An 18,397-nucleotide genomic window follows, 5' to 3' on the forward strand; every position below is an offset into this window, starting at 1 on the left:
CATCACCGCTTCACATTTGAAGTGTCCGACGTGGATGCTGGAGCGGTTTCGGTCTGACTGGCCGATTGAATCCGAGGCGTATTGCCTGGGAAACAAGGCGCGGTGACGCGTCCTATCGGGGCTACGGCAAGGTGTCGCAACGCCGTGCCGCTGGCAATCCCGTCCGGCATCGACGGTACAGTCAGGCGGAAATTGCTCTAGGGTTTGGATCAAGTGCTTCGTCCAGGTGCTTCAACGCATCTCACTTTCGAACTACTTTGACTCCAGTACAAAAGCAAACCTGCCACAGTGATTACCGAAAGCAATTTAAGTCGTAGCGAACAAGCTCTAGCATGGCTTTATCCGCTACCGACTTCGGGCAGCTTGCAAGTACGCCTCTTCTAAGCGCGAGGCGGTCCTATCGGGTACAACGAAGAAAGATGCTTGAAGCGTGCAGCTTGTTGCCGGTGTTCTGGAATGGCGATCGCTTGGTATGCACGGCGGCACGGCGTATGAATGCCATGCAAGCGAGGATATTCACTTCCCGAAACACCAGCTATCCTTGCGTGCATGTGCCGTACGTACCCAAGCGATGAAACAACAGTATTGGAACTGCATTGAGCGGTATGTATTTGCGAACAGGCGCTTTGCCCTAAAAAGTCTATCCTTAAGATTTATTCGAGATTTGCTTCGCTTGCTTCTATGTTCGCTTGCCGTCTCCAGACGTTGCGTCTGCCGCTTTCATGCGTGCTTTTTAATCTGACGGCACTGAGGATCATGAAAGTTTAATTTTGATAGCTCTAGAGATTGTAGATATACATTGAAATGCGTATCAGAAATCCAGCCGTTTTGCCTGTTATGGTTTTGAAGTAATGCGTTTTTCCGGGAAGGAGTTCTGGTGCATCTTCTATGATCGGTGGAGATCAATGCACATTGCAGTTCCGAATGATTTGGTGAGAAGATTTGGGATGACTTTGCTTATCTTCCTGCGGACTTGTACTGTACAAGGATCATCATGCCGCAATGGAATTAATGTCCACCATAGGACAACAGTCAGCTGGCGACTAAGTATTGGTGAACTATAGTATTTGCGCCGAAGACCTAGCCAGAGTTGTACAGTACAAGATCACGTAAATTTGTACGGTACAAGTCGGCTCTGCTAGTCCCCGTACTGTCGTGAGAGGGAAATAACAACGCCTTTGTAATACACATCAGCTAATCAAAATAACAGGCGAAAAAAAGGAGTTGTACGGTACAACTCCTTTTGTCTCATCGAGCAAAGTAGTTAGGATGAAAACATCGTCCGGATATAGGCCCTCAGTGCTTCGGGCATATCTCCCTTGAGCACACCCTTCGAAAACTGCACCGTGATACGTCCACCCGCATTCGATATTCTCGCTACCAATTTTCCATCGACAACAACTTCTTCAACATTTGGGCCATTCCCAACTTGCCCGCATAACAATTCAAAGACCTCTTTTGGCGCCTGTGCCATCTCCCGGTTCTCGGCAAGTTCTTTTGCGCGCGCGAGAACACCTTCCGGATCACTTTGAAGTGCATCGTTGAGTGTCTTCGCCCAGCGATACTGCAAATCCAGTGGAGACGGAAAAGCCCGCACGACCGCTTCAGGCAAGTCGGCAAGACGAAGCGCTTTACTTAAATTGCCGGGATCGACTCCAACTTCCTTAGCTAACTGATCCTGTGAAGAAAATAGTTGTTCATTCAACGCACGGCGATACATGACACCTTGTTCCCAAGGAGACAAGTCAGCACGGGTGCGGTTTTCCCTATCCATCTCTTTGAACAGGTCCTGATCGCTAACCTCTTCCACCAGCGCTAGTACCGGCAACCCTAATTCCTGACATGCACGGTGACGCCGATGTCCAAATACAACCTCATACTGCTCAACTTGCCCCTTCACAGGACGCACTTTGATCGGTTGAACATTTCCGCCAGCTTCCGCAATCTCAAGCTTTAGCGCCTTGAACCCGACGAGATCATAGCTGCGGACATCGCGGTTCGCCCATTTCGAAGGAATAATCTTGTCCGCATCAAGAAGCTTTACCGGCAGGACACCTTCAAATTCTTTTAGCCGAGCTTCAAGGACTGCCAGCTTCTCATTGCTTTCCTTCATGAGAGAGTTCACCATCAACATTTGGCCAGGTCCGGTGCGCAACGGGGATGCACCCGTTCCACTGTCGGTTTTCCCCGGTACGAGAAGCCCCTCCGTCTTCTTCGCCAAACGATCCTTAATCGACATCTCCGCCTCCTTAAGCTAACTGGGACATCCAGGAATTCCGGATCGACACTTCTACAAGGTCGTTCACTCTGTCATAGGCGTCACGCGCCCGGCTGTAAGTTTTCATGCTGCCGTCGTAACGGCTAATGTCATACACCGTGCCAAACTCCGCGGAACTTGATGATGTAACTGCGGTTTTCGGAATCTCCACGGGTAAAACCTTTTCAGCGTACGTAGCCGAAATCCACGATCGCACCACATCACTCGCAACATCCGACGAATCGACACGCGCTAGTAACACATGGATAAAATCGAATGTCTTGCTAATTCCAGCACTTTCGACCAGGTTAGACGCCAGATCACTGAATAAACTCCAAAACTGTGCCGAGCTCGCGAAGTCCAAGGCATTCGGTGGCAGCGGGACCATCAAACCGTCCGCCGCCATGAATGCATTGATCGTCACATATGACAACGAGGGGGGAGTATCGATAATGATAATGTCGTAATCATCCCGGACATCTTCGAGGCCAAGATTCAATACGTCCCAGAACTGAAACTCGGGGTCTTTCATTTGGCGTGAAGGCAGCACAAACTCTGCGGAAAACAAACTTGCTGATGCCGCGACCAGATCGATTCCATCCCAATACGTCGACTGAATAGAAGGTCGAATTGACGTTGTGTCACCATACACGAGCGGTGCGATCGTCTGCTCCTCCGACACTTCGGTATCCGGCATGATGCCGAACAGCGTAGTGAGCGAGCCCTGTGGATCCGCATCGACAACTAAGACTTTATGCCCGCGCAAGCTCAACCCCTGTGCCATCACCATTGCGGTAGTTGTCTTGCTCACGCCACCTTTGAAGTTCCCCACTGCAAGCGTGATTGCGCGCGCGCCTTCGGGGCGTAAGTAGCCTGCTCTGTATTGTTGAACCCAAACACGAGCTTCCTTTAGCGAAAACTCCCGTCGCGAGCCTTTGTCATTCAGCTGGCCGGCCGGCAGATCGCCTTTGCTGATACGATAAGCGACTTGTCCCTTGTCAATTCCGCACAGACTAGCCAGTTGCGTCAGCGAAAATACCGGCGGGTTCTTGTTGGCGTTTGGCGCCAGCATCCTGGATCGGATCTGATTCACCATCTGAGCCGCGCGCTCAGCTTGATCCACAATGTCGCTTATATGTATCTTCTGCGGATTCGTAACCGTCGGTGCGATCATAGTTTTCCCGTAAGTTTCAAAGTAATTCAGTATTTTACGTTATAGACCTATTTCTCGGTAACCACAAATTTTGCGGAAATGCTTATTTTTTTCAGAATCCGTAAAATTTCTCAGGTTTACATAGCGTTTTCGCCTTCCAGTCGGCAGACGCCGCTAAAAGAATATGAAAATCCTATAACTTCTATAACATCTAAAGGATGAGATTTTCTATTTATAATCAATAGCTTATAGAGGTTTAGGTGAGAACATTTGGTTGCGTTGGTGAGAGGTTTTGGGACAATAGGTGAAAGGCCTTGGGATGTAAGGTGAGTAGTTTTGGGAGCTGAGGTGAGTGGATATGGGCATGCCCCTGGAAACAGTCATCCATCAGATATGTCGGTTATGGAAAATCTTTCGGTGAGAACTTTTGGGAGCAAAAGGAAGAGCGGACGCATACTGTTCTCACCTTGCGTCTTGAAACAATCTCAGAACTGAGTGAAGGTGAGTTTGCTTTTCATTTCGACTCACTATAGACTTCGGTAAACAGTACAACCAGTTAACATCATGGCGGAGACCGCAAGCCCACCGAAGCGAAGTCGTAGCAGCAGCAAGCCTGCTGAGCATGATTATCTGCTGCGCAAACCCGTCAACACGCTCGCGATCGTCCCCAAGTCAGAAAAGATTACTGTTACCGCCCGCAAAATTTATAACGTCATGCTGCAGTACGCACAGCGGCAAGGCGTCGAGAAAGAGCGCTATCGCGCGCGGCTTTCCGAAATTGCGATCGGTATCGATTTCAATTCCAATAACACGGAAGTCATTAAGCAATACTTTCGGCAAATGGCCACCACCGGTGTCGAATGGCAATCACCGACCACAGGTGAAGGCGCGCGCTGGAGCATTTCGGCGCTGATCGCCCATGCCGATTTGATCCAGCGTGGTAACGAGTTGACCCTTGAGTGGAGTTACGCTCCCAACATCAAGCAAGAATTGCTCGACCCTCAGCGCTTCGCCAAAATGTCGCTGCAAGTACTGGCAGCGCTTAATACGATGGCATCGCTCGTGCTTTATGAGATCTGCTGCCGTTATGCCGACAATCCTGGTGGATTGACCGCGCGGCAGGCTTGGGCCTGGTGGCGCCCCGTACTCACCGGAGCACCCGACAGTCCCGCGAGCGCCTATCAGGAATACAAGATCTTCAATCGCGATGTCGTAAAGAAGGCGGTCAAGAAGGTCAATGAAGTCACCGACCTCGAAATCGAACTGATCGAACACAAGAGCGGACGTTCGGTACAGGACCTGCAGTTCAAGGTGCGCCGCAAGCATCCGCAACTCGGCCTTGCGGAGCGACCGATCGAGCCGGTCGATCTCAAGACCATTGGTAATATCATCCGTGTCGGCATCCCTCAGGACCGTGCGGAAAAGCTGCTGTTGCGCTATGGCGCCAAGGCGGTCGACGAAGCCATTGCGGTGATGCACGAGCGCCATCGACGTACCAACATGGAACCGGTCCGCACCCCCGAAAAATACCTGACCGCCATCCTGCAGTCCGGCCAGTTTGGTGCTGAAAAGCCGGCCGCTGCTCCAGTGCGTAAAACTTACGACACCAAGGCTGAGCGCATGAAGCTCATCGAGCAATTCATGGCGATGAAGCGAGCCCAACTCAACGAAATGTTCCAGGAAATGCCGGAGGCCGATCAGGCTGAATGGATCGCTCGTTTCGAGCGCGAAGCCTTGCCGGTATCCGGTGCCATCCGCAAGGCTTTCCAGGGTAAGGGCATTGCCAGCCAGATCGTGCGACCGGTGTTCCTGAAATTCCTTGGCAATGCCGTTTGGGAAGATGGATGGGAAAAGCCGTCCGATTATGAACTGACCGATCTTGCGATCCGGATGAAAAACGAACAGCAAGTGTTGGCAGACCAGCGTTATCCCAACAAGGGTCGAGTCGATCTGGGGGGCATCAAGGGCTGATGTCTTGCTTCACCGCTGCTTCATGGTAGGATTCGTTCCACGCTAGGGGTCCCGGAGCTAACTGTCTTCGGGTGAGAAAAACCCTCCGTACCTGATCTGGATAATGCCAGCGTAGGGAAGCGCAAAGACACATTACTTTGTTTGCTCCGTCGCTGGCTCCGTATTGACTGCGACCGAACCAAACATGTCCACACCGACCGCCCGCTTCCCCCTTCTTGTTCTTTCGGCTGTGCAAGCCCTGGCTGTTCCGCTCGCCGCGCGCGCCCAGCAATCCGATACCGTGCTGCCGCCCGTCTCGGTGTCGGCACCGCGTGTTGCCGGCGACAACGCCGCTGTATCGGCGATTGGCAGCTTTGGCCAGCTACCGTTGCAAGAAACGCCTGCGTCCATTACCGTCATCACCAATGAGCAGATGCATGAACGCGGAATTCGCCAGACCACCGACATTACCCGGCTCGATGCCAGCGTCAACGAATCCTACAATGCGGTCGGGTACGCAGAACAATTCTCCATCCGGGGCTTCGCCCTCGACAACACGGCAAGCTATCGCAAGGATGGACTTGAAATCTCCGCCGACGCATCGGTAGCGCTGGAAAACAAGGAGCGCATCGAAATACTGAAAGGCCTTGCCGGCCTGCAGGCAGGAATCGCCACGCCGGGCGGCATTCTTAATTATGTTACCAAGCGTCCGACCAACGATCCTCTGCGTTCGGTGATCGTCGAAGCGCGCGAGCGTGGCACGCTGTATGGCGCAGTTGACCTTGGAGGCCGCTCCGACGACAAGCGCTTTGGCTATCGCATCAACGCCGCCGCCGAAAAGCTCCGCTCCTATGTGCGCGGCGCCGATGGCGAACGCGAATTTGTCTCGGGCGCATTCGACTGGAGACTGACGCCGCAGGCTTTGCTGCAACTTGACATCGATTACCAGCACAAGTCGCAGCTCACTGCGCCCGGTTTCCAGTTAATCAACGGAACCGATTTGCCGACCGGCGTATCGGCGCGCACCATGCTCAACAACCAGCCGTGGAGCAGGCCGGTGAAAACCGACAGCGCGAACGTCGGTTTGCGTTTTGAGTACCAACTCAATCCGGACTGGACAACCTCTGTCGCGGTCAATCGCAATACCTTGCGGCGCGACGACTTTGCGGCCTTTCCTTTTGGATGCGCCAGTGCCGGGATCTTCTCGGGGTTTTGTGCAAACGGCGACTATGACGTCTACGATTATCAAAGCGAAAATGAAAGAAAATCCCTGCTTGCCACGCAGGCCATGATCCAGGGAAATTTCGTGGCCGGCACCATGCGGCATGAACTGGCCGCTGGCGTTTCCGGGCTGCGTCGTCGAGAAAAATTCGGCGACTGCGTCTACGGTAGCGTTGATTGCCTGGGAAGTGCACCGAATGGGACCAGTAATCTCTATGCGCCCGTTGCGGTGCCTGCTTCGGCAATATCAACCGGGCCAGTCTTGCTGAGGCGTAGCGACGATGAGCGCTCCGTATTTGTGCGCGACGTCATGTCACTCAACGACGCACTGAAATTGCATGCGGGCGCGCGTTACGTCCGCATCGATCGCAATCAGTTTGACGAAAACGGCAACGCAAGAAGTGCCTTCGACAAGGGTTTTTTGCTTCCCAATGTCGCGCTGGTATATAGCCCGAATAAGACGCTCAGTATCTACGGATCCTTCGCTGAAGGTCTCGAGCATGGCGGGATTCCCGCAAACTTTACTAACAACGCTAACCAGGCGCTTGATCCGGCTAAATCCTATCAGGTTGAATTTGGTACAAAAGCGCGTCTTGTCGATGGTTGGAATTTGACCGCGGCTGTTTTCCGGATCCGGAAACCGCTTGAATTCCTGAACGCGTCCAATACCTACGTGCGCCAGGGCGAAGCCGAGCATCAGGGCATCGAACTTGGCCTGCAAGGCCAGGCGACACGCAACCTCGCCCTGGGTGCAAGCATGACCGCCCTGCACAGTCGTCAGGAAAACACCGGAGACCCGACACTGGACGGCAAACGCGTCACCAATGTCCCTAAGCTCAAGTCGGTTGTCTATGCCGATTACACTATCTCCAACCTCTCCGGACTGTCCCTGAACGGTAGCTGGCAATACGCGTCGAACAAGGCCTTTAGTCCGGACAATAGCGTAACGGTCCCTGGCTATCACACGTTCAACGTCGGCGCACGCTACCTCACGCGGGTAGCGGGAATGTCCACGACGATCCGCTTCGGCATCGATAACGTGACGGACAGGTTCTACTGGCGTGACGTTACCCAGTCACTCGGCGGTTATCTCTTTCCTGGTGCGCCCCGCACCTTCAGGCTGTCAGCCCAGTTCGATTTCTAGATCGAAATCCGCTCAAGCGTCTTGAAGGGGATGCAGTAGTCGTGTCACCTGCTGCATCCTTTCCTGGTCCGTACCCTGCACCAGGGTGTAAGGGGTTTTGAGTTGCGCCAGCGCTTCCAGCAGTTTTTCGTGCAGGTGCTGGCGCACCTCTTCTGATTCCCGCTGCAAACCATCCGCAACCCAAGGGGTATCCGGCGCCGTCACCAGGGTCAGGTGATAGCGTCGGTCACGCGCCATCATCGCAAGTTGAGGATCGACACGTCCCCAATAAAAGCAACTGTAGAGTGCGGTCATCAAGGGCGTCGTATCGCAAAACAGAAACGTGCCGGCGAACCCGGCCGCCACGTCTTCGCGCTCTATTTGTGTACGGGCAATCACGATCTGCTCTTCCTCGCGCGGCGTGCGGCCTTGCAACTCGACGAATTCACGTAAATATTCCGGCACCCAAATGCTACAGTAATGCTGCGCAAGCGCCGCTGCGAGCGTGGACTTGCCGGTGGACTCGGCGCCAAGAATGGCAATGCGAAGGGGCGGCTTCATGGATTGCAGTGCGTATCCATCGTCTCTATCGCGTCACACTACTGCCACATCGGGCCGGCGGTTCCAGGCACGCAGGCCGACGCAGGCAAGCACGACAAACAAGGCATACAAGACGGCCGTCAGCATCAGGTCCTTGTACACATACAAACCGACATAGAGCAGATCGACAACAATCCACACATGCCAGTTCTCGACCTTTTTTCGCGCAAGCAGCAACTGCCCGACCAGACTGCCCGCAGTGAGAAAGCCATCGATATACGGGACGTCGGTATCCGTGTAGGACTTGAGAAATAGCGAGAGCAGCACGAACCCAACGGCCCATGCCGCGAGCGCCCACCAGCGACCCGCCACGGTCAGACGCGAGACCCGCAAGCCAGTGCCGGTTCCCCGGCCTCGCAGCCATTGATACCAGCCCCAGGCGGAAGTCGCGATGAACACCCATTGCAAGCCCATGTCGCCATACAAGCGAGCGCCATAGAACACGACGGCATAGGTCGCCGACGACGCGATGGCGAACAGCCATGCCCAGTGAACCAGGCGGATGTCGAGGACTACGGTCAACATGGCGAGCAGGAAGGACACCAGTTCCAGCGGCGTTGTGGAAAAAACGGGCAACACTATGGGATCGTTCATGCAGCAGCAGGGTATCGGTATGGGTTTTCCATCGGCGTCCGCCCGGATGGATAAAGGGCTTCGTATATTAAACGATAGTAGTCACCAGTGCGCCGTGACAAAGATGTGAACACGGCATTTCGTGGACCCGCGCACTGCAAACCCAGGCATGACGGAATAACAATGTAAGCCTGAAATTACTGCGGCCAATCTTAATCTACAGCAAAGCCGCTACGGAAAGATGATTTAAGATAGATCAATTGTGTACTGAGGCGCCGAGCCGGCAGGATAGCGCTCAAATTGTTCAACCCTATGGCTACAACACCCAATTCACCCCTTCACGCCCTGATTGTTGAAGACAATTGCGATCTCGCCCGCTTGTTCGGCGATCTGCTCGAAGTCCTCGGCTGTACTGTTCAGATTGAATGGAATGCGGCAACTGGATTGCGCTCGGCCTTCGAGAATCCGCCCGACCTGGTGTTCTGCGATCTGACCATGCCGGGTGAAAAAAATGGCTTTGACGTGGCCCGCGAGATCCGGTCCAACCCCCAACTCGACCAGACCTGGCTGATTGCCGTGACTGGATACGATACGCCCGAAACGCATACCCGCGCCCGCGAAGCCGGATTCGATCGCGTATTTTCCAAGCCCGTGAAGTTTGCGCAGATCCAGGCGGTACTCGAAGATGTGCGGCGGGCCGATCGCCACCTTGCTGCCCCGGGTTCCATGGGCACATCACTACCGTCGGCACCGACCGACCTGAAACCTCTCAACTGAGAAGCAGGCCTGCCTATACTGTAGAGGGATGACCGCTCTGCGACAGAGCCGTTTGCCTTTACAAGGCGATCTCGAGCACGCCGAAACATGACCGTAGAAAACACCGCGCCCAATGTCATGCTGATCGACGATCAGCATCTCGCCGAAGACCTGATCAGGCACATGCTGCATGACCAGCCCGATATCCAGCTGCATTATTCGTCACGCGCGGAAGATGCGCTTGAAATCGCGCTCGATCTGTCACCGACCGTGGTGCTGGTCGACCTCAGGATGCCAACGGTCGATGGCCTTGGTGTTACGCGAAGTCTGCGCTCACATCCGTTGACCCAGAAAATTCCAGTCGTGCTGCTGTCGTCGGAAGATGATGCCGAGATCAAAGCTCAGGCATTTGCCGAGGGAGCCAACGACTACATGGTTAAATGGCCCGACAAGCGCGAGCTGGTCGCGCGCCTCCGGTATCACTCCAGTGCCTATATCGCGCACCGGCAACGCGACGACGCATTCCTGTCATTGCACAAGAGCAAGCAGGAACTGCTGTTACGTACGCAGGAACTCGCGCAAAGCCAGGCCGCGTTGCATCAGGCGCAAAAAATGGAAGCGGTCGGCCAGCTTACCGGCGGCGTTGCCCACGATTTCAACAACGTCCTGCAAGTCATCAACGGCAACCTCGAATTGCTCAGGCTGCTGACCGAAGGCAACCCGGCGGCGCAAAGCCGGATCGCCGCGGCATCGGTCGGCGTTGATCGCGGTGCGAAGCTGGCCGCGCACCTCCTCGCTTTTGCGCGGCGTCAGCCACTGCAGTCGGTGATCGTCAATGCCGGCGACTTGTTGCGCGGCATGGATGAACTCCTGCGCCGCTCCATCGGTGACCTCACTACCGTAAAGACGGAGATCGCCGACGACTTGTGGAATACGATGGCCGATCCCAGCCAGCTGGAAAATGTCATCCTGAACCTGGCGATTAACGCGCGCGACGCCATGGACGGCGGCGGCACGCTGACACTCCGGGCAGTCAATGCGGGCCCCGATCGACATACCGGCGAACAGCCTGACACTAATCGCGGCCGCTTTGTCCTGATTGAAGTGGCCGATACGGGCGTCGGCATGCCGCCGGAAGTCCTGGAACGCGCCTTCGAACCATTTTTCACCACCAAGCCGGCCGGGCAGGGTACCGGCCTCGGACTCAGCATGGCTTACGGTTTTGTCAAGCAGAGTGGCGGGCATATCCGCCTTGAAAGCGAGCCGGGTTGCGGTACGTCGGTCAAGATTTTCCTTCCGGGCGTCGACGGCGATGCAGTGAGTGGCGATGAGTCGGCAGCCGGACCGATTTTCGGCGGTATTGAAACCATCCTGGTGGTCGAAGACGAAGCCGATGTCAGGGCCACGACCGTCGAACTGCTGACCAATCTGGGTTATATGACCCTGCAAGCGGAAGATGCCCTGTCCGCCCTTGCCATCATTGAAAGCGGTGCGCACGTTGACCTGCTGTTTACCGATGTCGTGATGCCGGGGTCCCTGCGCAGTGCGGAATTTGCCGACAAGGCACGAACTCTGCTGCCTGAGCTGCAGGTCTTGTTTACGTCCGGATATTCAGAAGGTATTCTGGCCCATGGCGGCAGGGTCGACCCGCGGGTGAGCCTGTTGCGCAAGCCTTATAGCGCAGATGCCCTGTCGCAGAAAATCAGGCACCTGCTGCGCCGCAGGGAACGCAAGGCGCTACTGCAATAGCGCAATACGTCATCGAGAATCAATACGATCATCAGAGCGCCAGCGGCGTCACAAGATCCGCTGACTGCCGCCGGATCGTATCGGATCAGGACTTGCGTACGTAACGTGCCGAGCCAGGCGGCGGTTCGTTCAGCACTGCCCAAAAGATGCCGAGGTCGGAAATGGCGCGGACGAATTCCTGGAAGTCGACTGGCTTTACGACATACGCATTCACGCCTAATTCATAACTGCGCAGCAGATCCTGCTCTTCCTTGGAAGAGGTCAGCATCACCACCGGAGAACTCTTGAGACTGGGTGTCGAACGAATGTGACGCAGCACCTCGAGTCCGTCAACCTTCGGTAACTTCAGGTCAAGAAGAATGACCGCGGGATTGCCGGCAGGCCGGCTGACAAAGGCGCCCTGGCCATTCAGGTAGTCGAGCGCTTCTGCGCCGTCCCGCACCACGATCACTTCGTTGGCGAGCTGACTTTTCTCCAGTGCGATCAGGGTCAGTTCCAGATCATTGGGATTATCTTCGACAAGAAGAATCGGCTTTAACATGCAGGCCTCTAATCGAGAGCGATGGTTTTAGGGATGGAGAACGAAAATGTCGCGCCTTGGTCCACGGTACCGTCGGCCCAGACGCTGCCGCCATGGCGCTCAATGATGCGGCGCACATTGGCAAGGCCGATGCCAGTGCCCTGGAAATCTTCCATGCGATGCAGACGCTGGAACACGCCGAACAATTTATGCACGTACTCCATGTTGAAGCCCACACCGTTGTCCGCTACGCGAAAGATATGTTCATCGTCGCGGCTTTCAGCGCTCACACGAATGATCGCATGTGCCCGAGGCCGCGTGTACTTTACCGCATTCGACAACAAGTTGTACACGGCGAGCTGGAGGAAGTTCGGATCGGCCTGGATGACTGGCAGCGGGTCAATCTGCCACTCTATCTGCCGGTCCCCGGTCTCCAGTGACAGCTTGTCTTTTGCCGCGTTGACGAGTTCCGCCATGCTGACGTCATAAGGCCGCAGGGAAGCGCGTCCCATTTGCGAAAAGCTCAGCAGATCATCGACCAGCTTTCCGGCAAAGCGCGCTGAATCCTTGATGTTTTTCAGGAATCGCACGCGCCGCTCAGGGGCGTCATTGCCTTCGAATTCCAGTAGCAGATCACTGAAGCCAACGATATGACGCAGCGGTGCGCGCAGGTCATGCGATACGGAATACGAGAATGCTTCCAGTTCCTTGTTGGCGCGTCCGAGTTCTTCGGCAAGCTCAGCCATCTGTTCGGCACGTTCGAGGACGATGCCCAGCAGGGCGGACCGGAACTCGGACGCCATCTCGATCTCGCTCGCGCGCCACGGCATGCTGGTCCCGACGACGGTTTCGCGCCAGATCTCAAAACTCATGCGTGGCGTGAGCGGATTCACCGGCGCACCGGACGTGGACTTCAGGTGCGGGTTGCCCGCCCAATCCACCGTATGAATGACTTCCGGCCGGAACCAGATCAGGTAGTGATTGTGAATGCGCGATATCGGGATGGCGAGTACGCCGCTGGCATTCCGCTTGAGCGCTGCGCCTGGCGGATACTCTGTGCTGAGACTATCGGTGTGAAACAGGTCGCCGTGCGCGTGCGTGCTCATCCATCCGATCAAGTCGCGAATCGCCGCTTCGTCCGGGGCATCACCGAAACGCACGATACGATCTTCAAAAGAAAGAGCCGCGCCGGAGGCGCTGGCAAAACCCAACAGCTCGGGCGCGATCGACTTGATATTGTCGACGAAGTCCGGACCCTGCGTCAGCCCCGCCAGCATGGTCACCACCATGCGCCGCAATTCGAGACGGTAATGATATTCATCGCCTTCCTCGCGCGACGCGACGCTCAGCGCCAGAATCTGCGCCAGCTGCTCGCATGCAGCGCGCACTTCGAACGGCACGAAACAGGGCTCCGCGTTATGACAGGAAATCAATCCCCACAGCTTGCCCTTGACCACGATCGACATGGACATCGAGGCCAGCGTGCCCATGTTGCGCATGTACTGCAAATGGACGGGTGAAACGCTGCGCAACGCGGCAAAGCTCAGGTCGGTCGGTTGGCCGTTCAATGGATTGTTTTCGGGATGCAACCTGGCAGGCGCATAGTTGGCGTTCGGGATCAGGCGGACGCGACTGGCCAGGTAAAGTTCGCGTGCCTGACGTGGTATGTCAGAAGCCGGAAAACGCTGGCCAAGGTAGGAATGGTAGTCGGGCTCGCGCGCCTCCGCGACCACATGCCCATGTCCGTCCTCATCGAAGCGATATACCAGCACGCGGCCGAAGCCGGTCACCCGCTTGACTTCTGCGGCGGCGAGACTGCTGATCGAGGCCACCGTATCCGAGTCGTGCAACTGCGACATGAAGTTGCCGATCAGCGAGTACAGTAGGCGGAAATTGGCCGGGACCTTGCTTGCGACTGCTTCGAACTCGAGTATCGTCAAGCCGTCCCGCACGTGGGCCAGCACCTCGAAGTATCCACCATGGGATACTTCGATGGCGCCAAGATACGCCGGCTGTTCAGCGATCCGTTGATGGTTTATTTCTGAGCAAATATGCGAGGCTGCTTCTTCACCGATGAGTTCCGCCAGACCAAGATCCAGCACCCTGTCGAGCGGCGTACCGGTAAAGGCTGCGATATTGTCGCTGACCTGAATGACCTGAAGATTGTCGCTGGCGATGGCGACCAGAAAACCATGCGGCTGGATACTGCCTGGAATGCGGATGGGCTCCCTGTCGCATGACGTCAGGTCGACAGGAAGCGAATCAATGCTTGTTCTATCCATGTACTCTGCCAAACAAAAATGAAACGTCGCCGGCGTTTGCGGCAACATCGCGGGGATCTTGTAGAGTTTCGCGCGCCAGCCGGCGCGCCGCGAACCAGTCCGCCAGTGAAGTGAACGCCTCTCTCGCTGCCGATGCCGCGACACGATGTGCCTCATCCGTCGTGAGGTAATGCTCCACACAATCGGTGAAAACGCGCCATCGTTTCGCGTTCTGGTCGCCATAGCCTTCGAGCCAGCGCGGTGACCATGGATGCAGACCGGGAGCAAGCGCCCGGCTCAGTACCTTGGTTCCCAGTTGCGCACCTTCTATCACATAAGCAACACCGAACCGGGCCGGCAGCGCGGCGAGGTCGGGTGTAAATCCTGCCACCGGGATAGCCTGAATTGCATGACTGCTCCTGCCGCCCGCACGCAAATCCGTATCGATCCATGCAAGCTTGTCGGCACGTTCGCGCGCTTCCATTTCTGCCGGCCATGGCGCATTCCATAATGCTGCTTCAAACGACGCCATCCATCCGCGCAAGTCCTCGAGATACGCAAGGTATTCGCGCTTGCCGGCCCCGGGCCGGTTGATGGTCAGCGATTGTTCGAGCTGCTGGTGTACGTCGCCGGTCGCCTGTCGCAAAGCTTCCAGCGCGGCAGAAGTTTTTTTCATGCAATCCTGAATTGAATTGAACGGTAAGCGCCATGTCTGGCGTAATGCGGGCCGGACCTGCGATGCCGCCAATTTGAAGCGCACATTGTACTATCGAAGCGAAGCCGCATCACGCAAGGACACAGACCGGATTTCCATGCCCATATGCAAGCCGGGGTTGCGGCAAGCTTCTTGCTTTTTCATGCTTGCATCAAGCCAGCGCAATGATCAGGAACCGATAAAGGCAGAAGGGGCGGAAGGTATGGAAAAGATATTTCCGGATAGTGTTCAGCAGCTTACGTCTTCCAGTGCCGGGCAACGTGTTTCACATGATGCCGTGGTGATTCTTTCGGGAAAAGCCACCGGCGAATGCGCCTCGCATGAACGCGCCTCGCATGCGGAGATTGCACGCCGCCTAGCCGCGATCAAGGGATGCGAATACGCTGGCGAATTCAACGCGGAAACACGGCATCGTGGCCGTCTGTATTTCGTCCCTAGCGATACGCTGGTCGGTGGTGTCGGTGGTGTCGGCGCCGAGGAATTGCACATCCATGCTGAACAGGACTTGTTTGGCGGCGTTGTACCCCACGGCTTCGTCGCGACCAAGACCATCACGCATGGCTTGCCCGGACCATTTTCCACTGCGCCGGACGGATGGTCGTCCAGTTTTGCACGCAGGGTCAAGGAAGTCGTGCTGCCTGGTTATTCTGCATTCGATCTGCATTGCGCACGCGATGCCGGAACGCGCTTGCTGGCATGCGGGGCAGTTCGCGTCAAGAAGTCCAGCGGGGTCGGCGGCCTGGGCCAATGGGTGGTTGGCAATGCGCATGAACTCGACGATCTGCTGTATTCACTGCATGCTGACAATGCGATCCGGGATGGCATCGTTCTCGAATGCAACCTGAGTGACGTCACGACACTTAGTGTGGGACAGGTGAAGGTGGACGAACTTGTCGCTACCTACTATGGCGTGCAAAAACTGACCCGTAATAATCGCGGCGAAGAGGTGTACGGCGGTTCCACGCTCACTGTGGCACGTGGTGGTTTCGATGCGCTGCTGGCGCTTGGTCTCACACCCGATCTGGGTACCGCGGTATCCCAGGCCTGCGCTTATCACAACGCAGCCATGTCCTGTTTCCCGCGGTTGTTTGCATCGCGCTGCAATTACGATATTGCCCAGGGTAGGGATGAGCACGGGCAGTGGCGCTCCGGCGTGCTGGAGCAATCGTGGCGGGTCGGCGGCGCCAGCGGTGCGGAGATTGCCGCGCTGGAAGCCTTCCATGCGGATCCCGCGTTAAACGTCGTCAGGGCTTCCACAGTGGAACTGTATGGCGCCGATGTCGAACTGCCAGACAATGTGGTGATCTATTTTCATGGGCACGATGAAAAGGTGGGCCCAATTCTGAAATATGCACGACTAGAGGACTATGCCCATACATAACGACAACATCAAAATAGAGGTGGACGGCGAAACGATCGACGGCACGCTGGTCACACCGGGACGGAAAATGCCAGCCGTGCTGTTTGTCCACGGCTGGGGCGGAAGCCAGGAACAGTATCTCGCGCGCGCGCGTGAAATCGCGGCGCTCGGATGTGTCTGCCTGACCTTCGATCTGCGCGGACATGCAGAAACCCTGCCGCAGCAGGATACGGTGTCACGCGAAAACAACTTGCATGACGTGCTGGCCGCCTACGATACGCTGGTCTCGCAGCGTGGCGTCGATCCCTCCTCGGTAGCCGTGGTGGGCAGCAGTTATGGTGGTTACCTTGCAGCCATACTGACCTCGATGCGGCCTGTAAAGTGGCTTGCACTGCGCGTCCCCGCCCTCTACCGCGACAGCAATTGGGAAATGCCGAAACGTCAGCTGCACAACGGGCAGGATCTTGGCGAATATCGGCAGAGCCAGGTGCCGGCGGAGGAGAACAGGGCGCTGCGCGCATGCTCGGACTTTCGTGGCGATGTACTGGTGGTCGAATCCGAACGCGACACGATCATTCCGCGTGCGGTCATTACCAGCTACCTGGAAGCGTGTACCGAACCGCGATCAATGACTTATCGCGTGATCAAAGGTGCGGACCATGGTTTATCCGAAGAAAGTTTTCAGCGGGCCTACACGGCACTACTGGTCAGCTGGATGACCGAGATGATCTTCGGTTCCCGTGAGGATGGCAACGCGAGTTCCGTAGTAACCATGCCTGAGAGCACGCTTCCCGAGGCCCCACCTACACCAGGTTGAAAACCAGCAAGGTGTTTGATCTTCCGCAGATCAATCGCGGATTTCCTTCATCGGGCCACAACGCCTATAGGCTTTCGTGTCCAATCAGCTGCGCCAGGAATCCAAGAATGGCGATGAACGGCGATAACATGCAGGAGAAGAAAACGCAGTTCAGTTGTTTCTTGTGTCTTCATTCAATATCAACAGGATCAACAGGAGAACCCATAATGAAACGCACGGCATCGGCATCATGGAGTGGCGGCCTGAAGGACGGCAAAGGCAGCATTTCTACCCAGAGCGGCATACTCGACAATACACGTTACGGCTTTGCTTCGCGTTTTGAAGAAGGGCCCGGAACCAACCCGGAAGAATTGATTGCGGCCGCGCACGCGGGATGTTTCACCATGGCCTTGTCCGCACAATTGGGTGAGGCCGGTATTACCGCAGAAAACCTCACGACCAAGGCGGCCGTCACGCTCGACAAGGTGGAAGGCGGCTTTGCGATTACGGCGGTGCACCTTGATCTGGTTGCGCGCATTCCCGGCGGCGATCAGAAAGCGTTTGAAGAGGCTGCGAACAAGGCCAAGGCCGGATGCCCGGTATCCAAGGTGCTGAACGCAACCATTACGCTCGACGCGAAACTGGAAACCTAGACTTGCGGTAAGAGTACGGTGGCGTACTTTGCTGGCCTTACCGTTGGCCCGTTATACAGGCCTGGCAGATACGAAAAAACGCCGGAAGCGACTACGCTTCCGGCGTTCATCATGCAGTCATCTGAGTGCTGCGCCGACTCATACCGGTAAGCCGGCTTTAACCGAGCGCCATTCAGGCGGCTTCGCGTTGCAGCAGCTGCACGTTGTCGCCATTAATCTCAATCTTGCGCGGCTTCAGCGATTCAGGAATCTCACGCACCAGTTCAATGTTGAGCAAGCCGTTGTCGAGCTTGGCGCCGACGACCTTGACATGGTCTGCCAGCTGGAAGCGGTGCTCGAAATCACGTGCGGCGATGCCACGGTGCAGGAAGGTGCGCTTGGTTTCGTCCTTCTGCTTGCGGCCGACGATTTTCAATTGGTCGCGTTCGCTTTCGATCTCCAGTTCGGAACGGTCGAAACCGGCAACGGCCATGGTGATACGGTACTTGTCTTCACCGACAAGTTCGATGTTGTACGGCGGGTAGCTCGGCTGCGCATCGGTGCGAGCGGCTTCGTCAAACAGTTGCGCCAGGCGGTCAAAACCGATGGCCGAGCGATACAGGGGGGTAAAGTCGTAAGTACGCATTGCAATATCCTCATGAGTAAGCGATATGAAATTCGCGGACCTCCATTGAGCATCCGCTGATTCGGATATAGGGATAAGGTGTTTG

At 56.0% G+C, this 18,397-nt stretch carries 15 protein-coding genes and 1 riboswitch; of the genes, 7 read left to right on the forward strand and 8 right to left on the reverse strand.

Annotated elements, in window-relative coordinates; all coding sequences use genetic code 11:
- Positions 1-1,264: 1,264 nt before the first annotated feature.
- On the reverse strand, positions 1,265-2,239 hold the full coding sequence (locus ASE07_RS01935) for a ParB/RepB/Spo0J family partition protein (RefSeq protein ID WP_057289119.1): 975 nt from the start codon (positions 2,237-2,239) through the stop codon (positions 1,265-1,267).
- A gap of 10 nt (positions 2,240-2,249) precedes the next feature.
- Complete coding sequence (locus tag ASE07_RS01940; RefSeq protein ID WP_057289120.1) at positions 2,250-3,431, reverse strand: AAA family ATPase; 1,182 nt, start codon at positions 3,429-3,431, stop codon at positions 2,250-2,252.
- A 543-nt stretch (positions 3,432-3,974) separates the two neighbouring features.
- Between ASE07_RS01940 and ASE07_RS01945 the strand changes: the two genes are divergently transcribed.
- Entirely contained in the window at positions 3,975-5,381 is a 1,407-nt protein-coding gene (locus tag ASE07_RS01945; RefSeq protein ID WP_057289121.1) for a replication initiation protein, read from the forward strand.
- A gap of 34 nt (positions 5,382-5,415) precedes the next feature.
- A riboswitch (TPP riboswitch) is annotated at positions 5,416-5,516 on the forward strand.
- A gap of 49 nt (positions 5,517-5,565) precedes the next feature.
- Positions 5,566-7,725 carry a TonB-dependent siderophore receptor gene (locus tag ASE07_RS01950; protein WP_057289205.1) on the forward strand — a complete coding sequence of 720 codons (2,160 nt, stop codon included), beginning with the start codon at positions 5,566-5,568 and terminating at the stop codon, positions 7,723-7,725.
- Positions 7,726-7,737: 12 nt separating this feature from the next.
- Here ASE07_RS01950 and ASE07_RS01955 read toward each other — a convergent pair whose 3' ends face one another.
- Positions 7,738-8,265: an AAA family ATPase gene (locus tag ASE07_RS01955; protein WP_057289122.1), complete on the reverse strand. Its 528-nt coding sequence runs from the start codon at positions 8,263-8,265 to the stop codon at positions 7,738-7,740.
- Between the two features lie 33 nt (positions 8,266-8,298).
- Positions 8,299-8,898, reverse strand: a complete 600-nt coding sequence (gene pnuC, locus ASE07_RS01960; protein WP_057289123.1) for a nicotinamide riboside transporter PnuC — start codon at positions 8,896-8,898, stop codon at positions 8,299-8,301.
- 291 nt (positions 8,899-9,189) lie between these two features.
- On the opposite strand from pnuC, the gene ASE07_RS01965 reads away from it, so the two are divergent.
- Positions 9,190-9,654: a response regulator gene (locus ASE07_RS01965; protein WP_057289124.1), complete on the forward strand. Its 465-nt coding sequence runs from the start codon at positions 9,190-9,192 to the stop codon at positions 9,652-9,654.
- 87 nt (positions 9,655-9,741) lie between these two features.
- Positions 9,742-11,382 carry a response regulator gene (locus ASE07_RS01970; RefSeq protein WP_057289125.1) on the forward strand — a complete coding sequence of 547 codons (1,641 nt, stop codon included), beginning with the start codon at positions 9,742-9,744 and terminating at the stop codon, positions 11,380-11,382.
- An 85-nt stretch (positions 11,383-11,467) separates the two neighbouring features.
- Here ASE07_RS01970 and ASE07_RS01975 read toward each other — a convergent pair whose 3' ends face one another.
- From ASE07_RS01975 to ASE07_RS01985, 3 genes are read right to left on the reverse strand one after another with little or no spacing between them, the layout of a single operon-like run.
- Positions 11,468-11,923 (reverse strand): response regulator, encoded by a 456-nt coding sequence (locus ASE07_RS01975; RefSeq protein ID WP_057289126.1) that lies wholly within the window; start codon positions 11,921-11,923, stop codon positions 11,468-11,470.
- 8 nt (positions 11,924-11,931) lie between these two features.
- Positions 11,932-14,184 carry an ATP-binding protein gene (locus ASE07_RS01980; RefSeq protein WP_057289127.1) on the reverse strand — a complete coding sequence of 751 codons (2,253 nt, stop codon included), beginning with the start codon at positions 14,182-14,184 and terminating at the stop codon, positions 11,932-11,934.
- Positions 14,177-14,839, reverse strand: coding sequence for a biliverdin-producing heme oxygenase (locus tag ASE07_RS01985; RefSeq protein WP_057289128.1), 663 nt, complete (start codon positions 14,837-14,839; stop codon positions 14,177-14,179). Before ASE07_RS01985 ends, ASE07_RS01980 begins: the two co-directional genes overlap by 8 nt.
- Before the next feature lie 241 nt (positions 14,840-15,080).
- Here ASE07_RS01985 and ASE07_RS01990 point away from each other — a divergent pair, with 241 nt between their 5' ends.
- From ASE07_RS01990 to ASE07_RS02000, 3 genes are all read left to right on the forward strand, one after another.
- The gene (locus tag ASE07_RS01990; protein ID WP_082583904.1) at positions 15,081-16,259 is read left to right on the forward strand and encodes a DUF3182 family protein; all 1,179 of its coding nucleotides are present in this window, start codon (positions 15,081-15,083) and stop codon (positions 16,257-16,259) included.
- Positions 16,246-17,055, forward strand: a complete 810-nt coding sequence (locus ASE07_RS01995) for an alpha/beta hydrolase family protein (RefSeq protein ID WP_057289129.1) — start codon at positions 16,246-16,248, stop codon at positions 17,053-17,055. Before ASE07_RS01990 ends, ASE07_RS01995 begins: the two co-directional genes overlap by 14 nt.
- 206 nt (positions 17,056-17,261) lie before the next feature.
- Positions 17,262-17,687, forward strand: coding sequence for an OsmC family protein (locus tag ASE07_RS02000; protein ID WP_057289130.1), 426 nt, complete (start codon positions 17,262-17,264; stop codon positions 17,685-17,687).
- Positions 17,688-17,859: 172 nt separating this feature from the next.
- On the opposite strand, the gene ASE07_RS02005 is transcribed toward ASE07_RS02000, so the two are convergent.
- Positions 17,860-18,312: an Hsp20 family protein gene (locus tag ASE07_RS02005; RefSeq protein WP_057289131.1), complete on the reverse strand. Its 453-nt coding sequence runs from the start codon at positions 18,310-18,312 to the stop codon at positions 17,860-17,862.
- Positions 18,313-18,397: the final 85 nt, after the last annotated feature.

The sequence above is a fragment of the Noviherbaspirillum sp. Root189 genome, assembly GCF_001428545.1.
Taxonomy (GTDB): domain Bacteria; phylum Pseudomonadota; class Gammaproteobacteria; order Burkholderiales; family Burkholderiaceae_D; genus Noviherbaspirillum.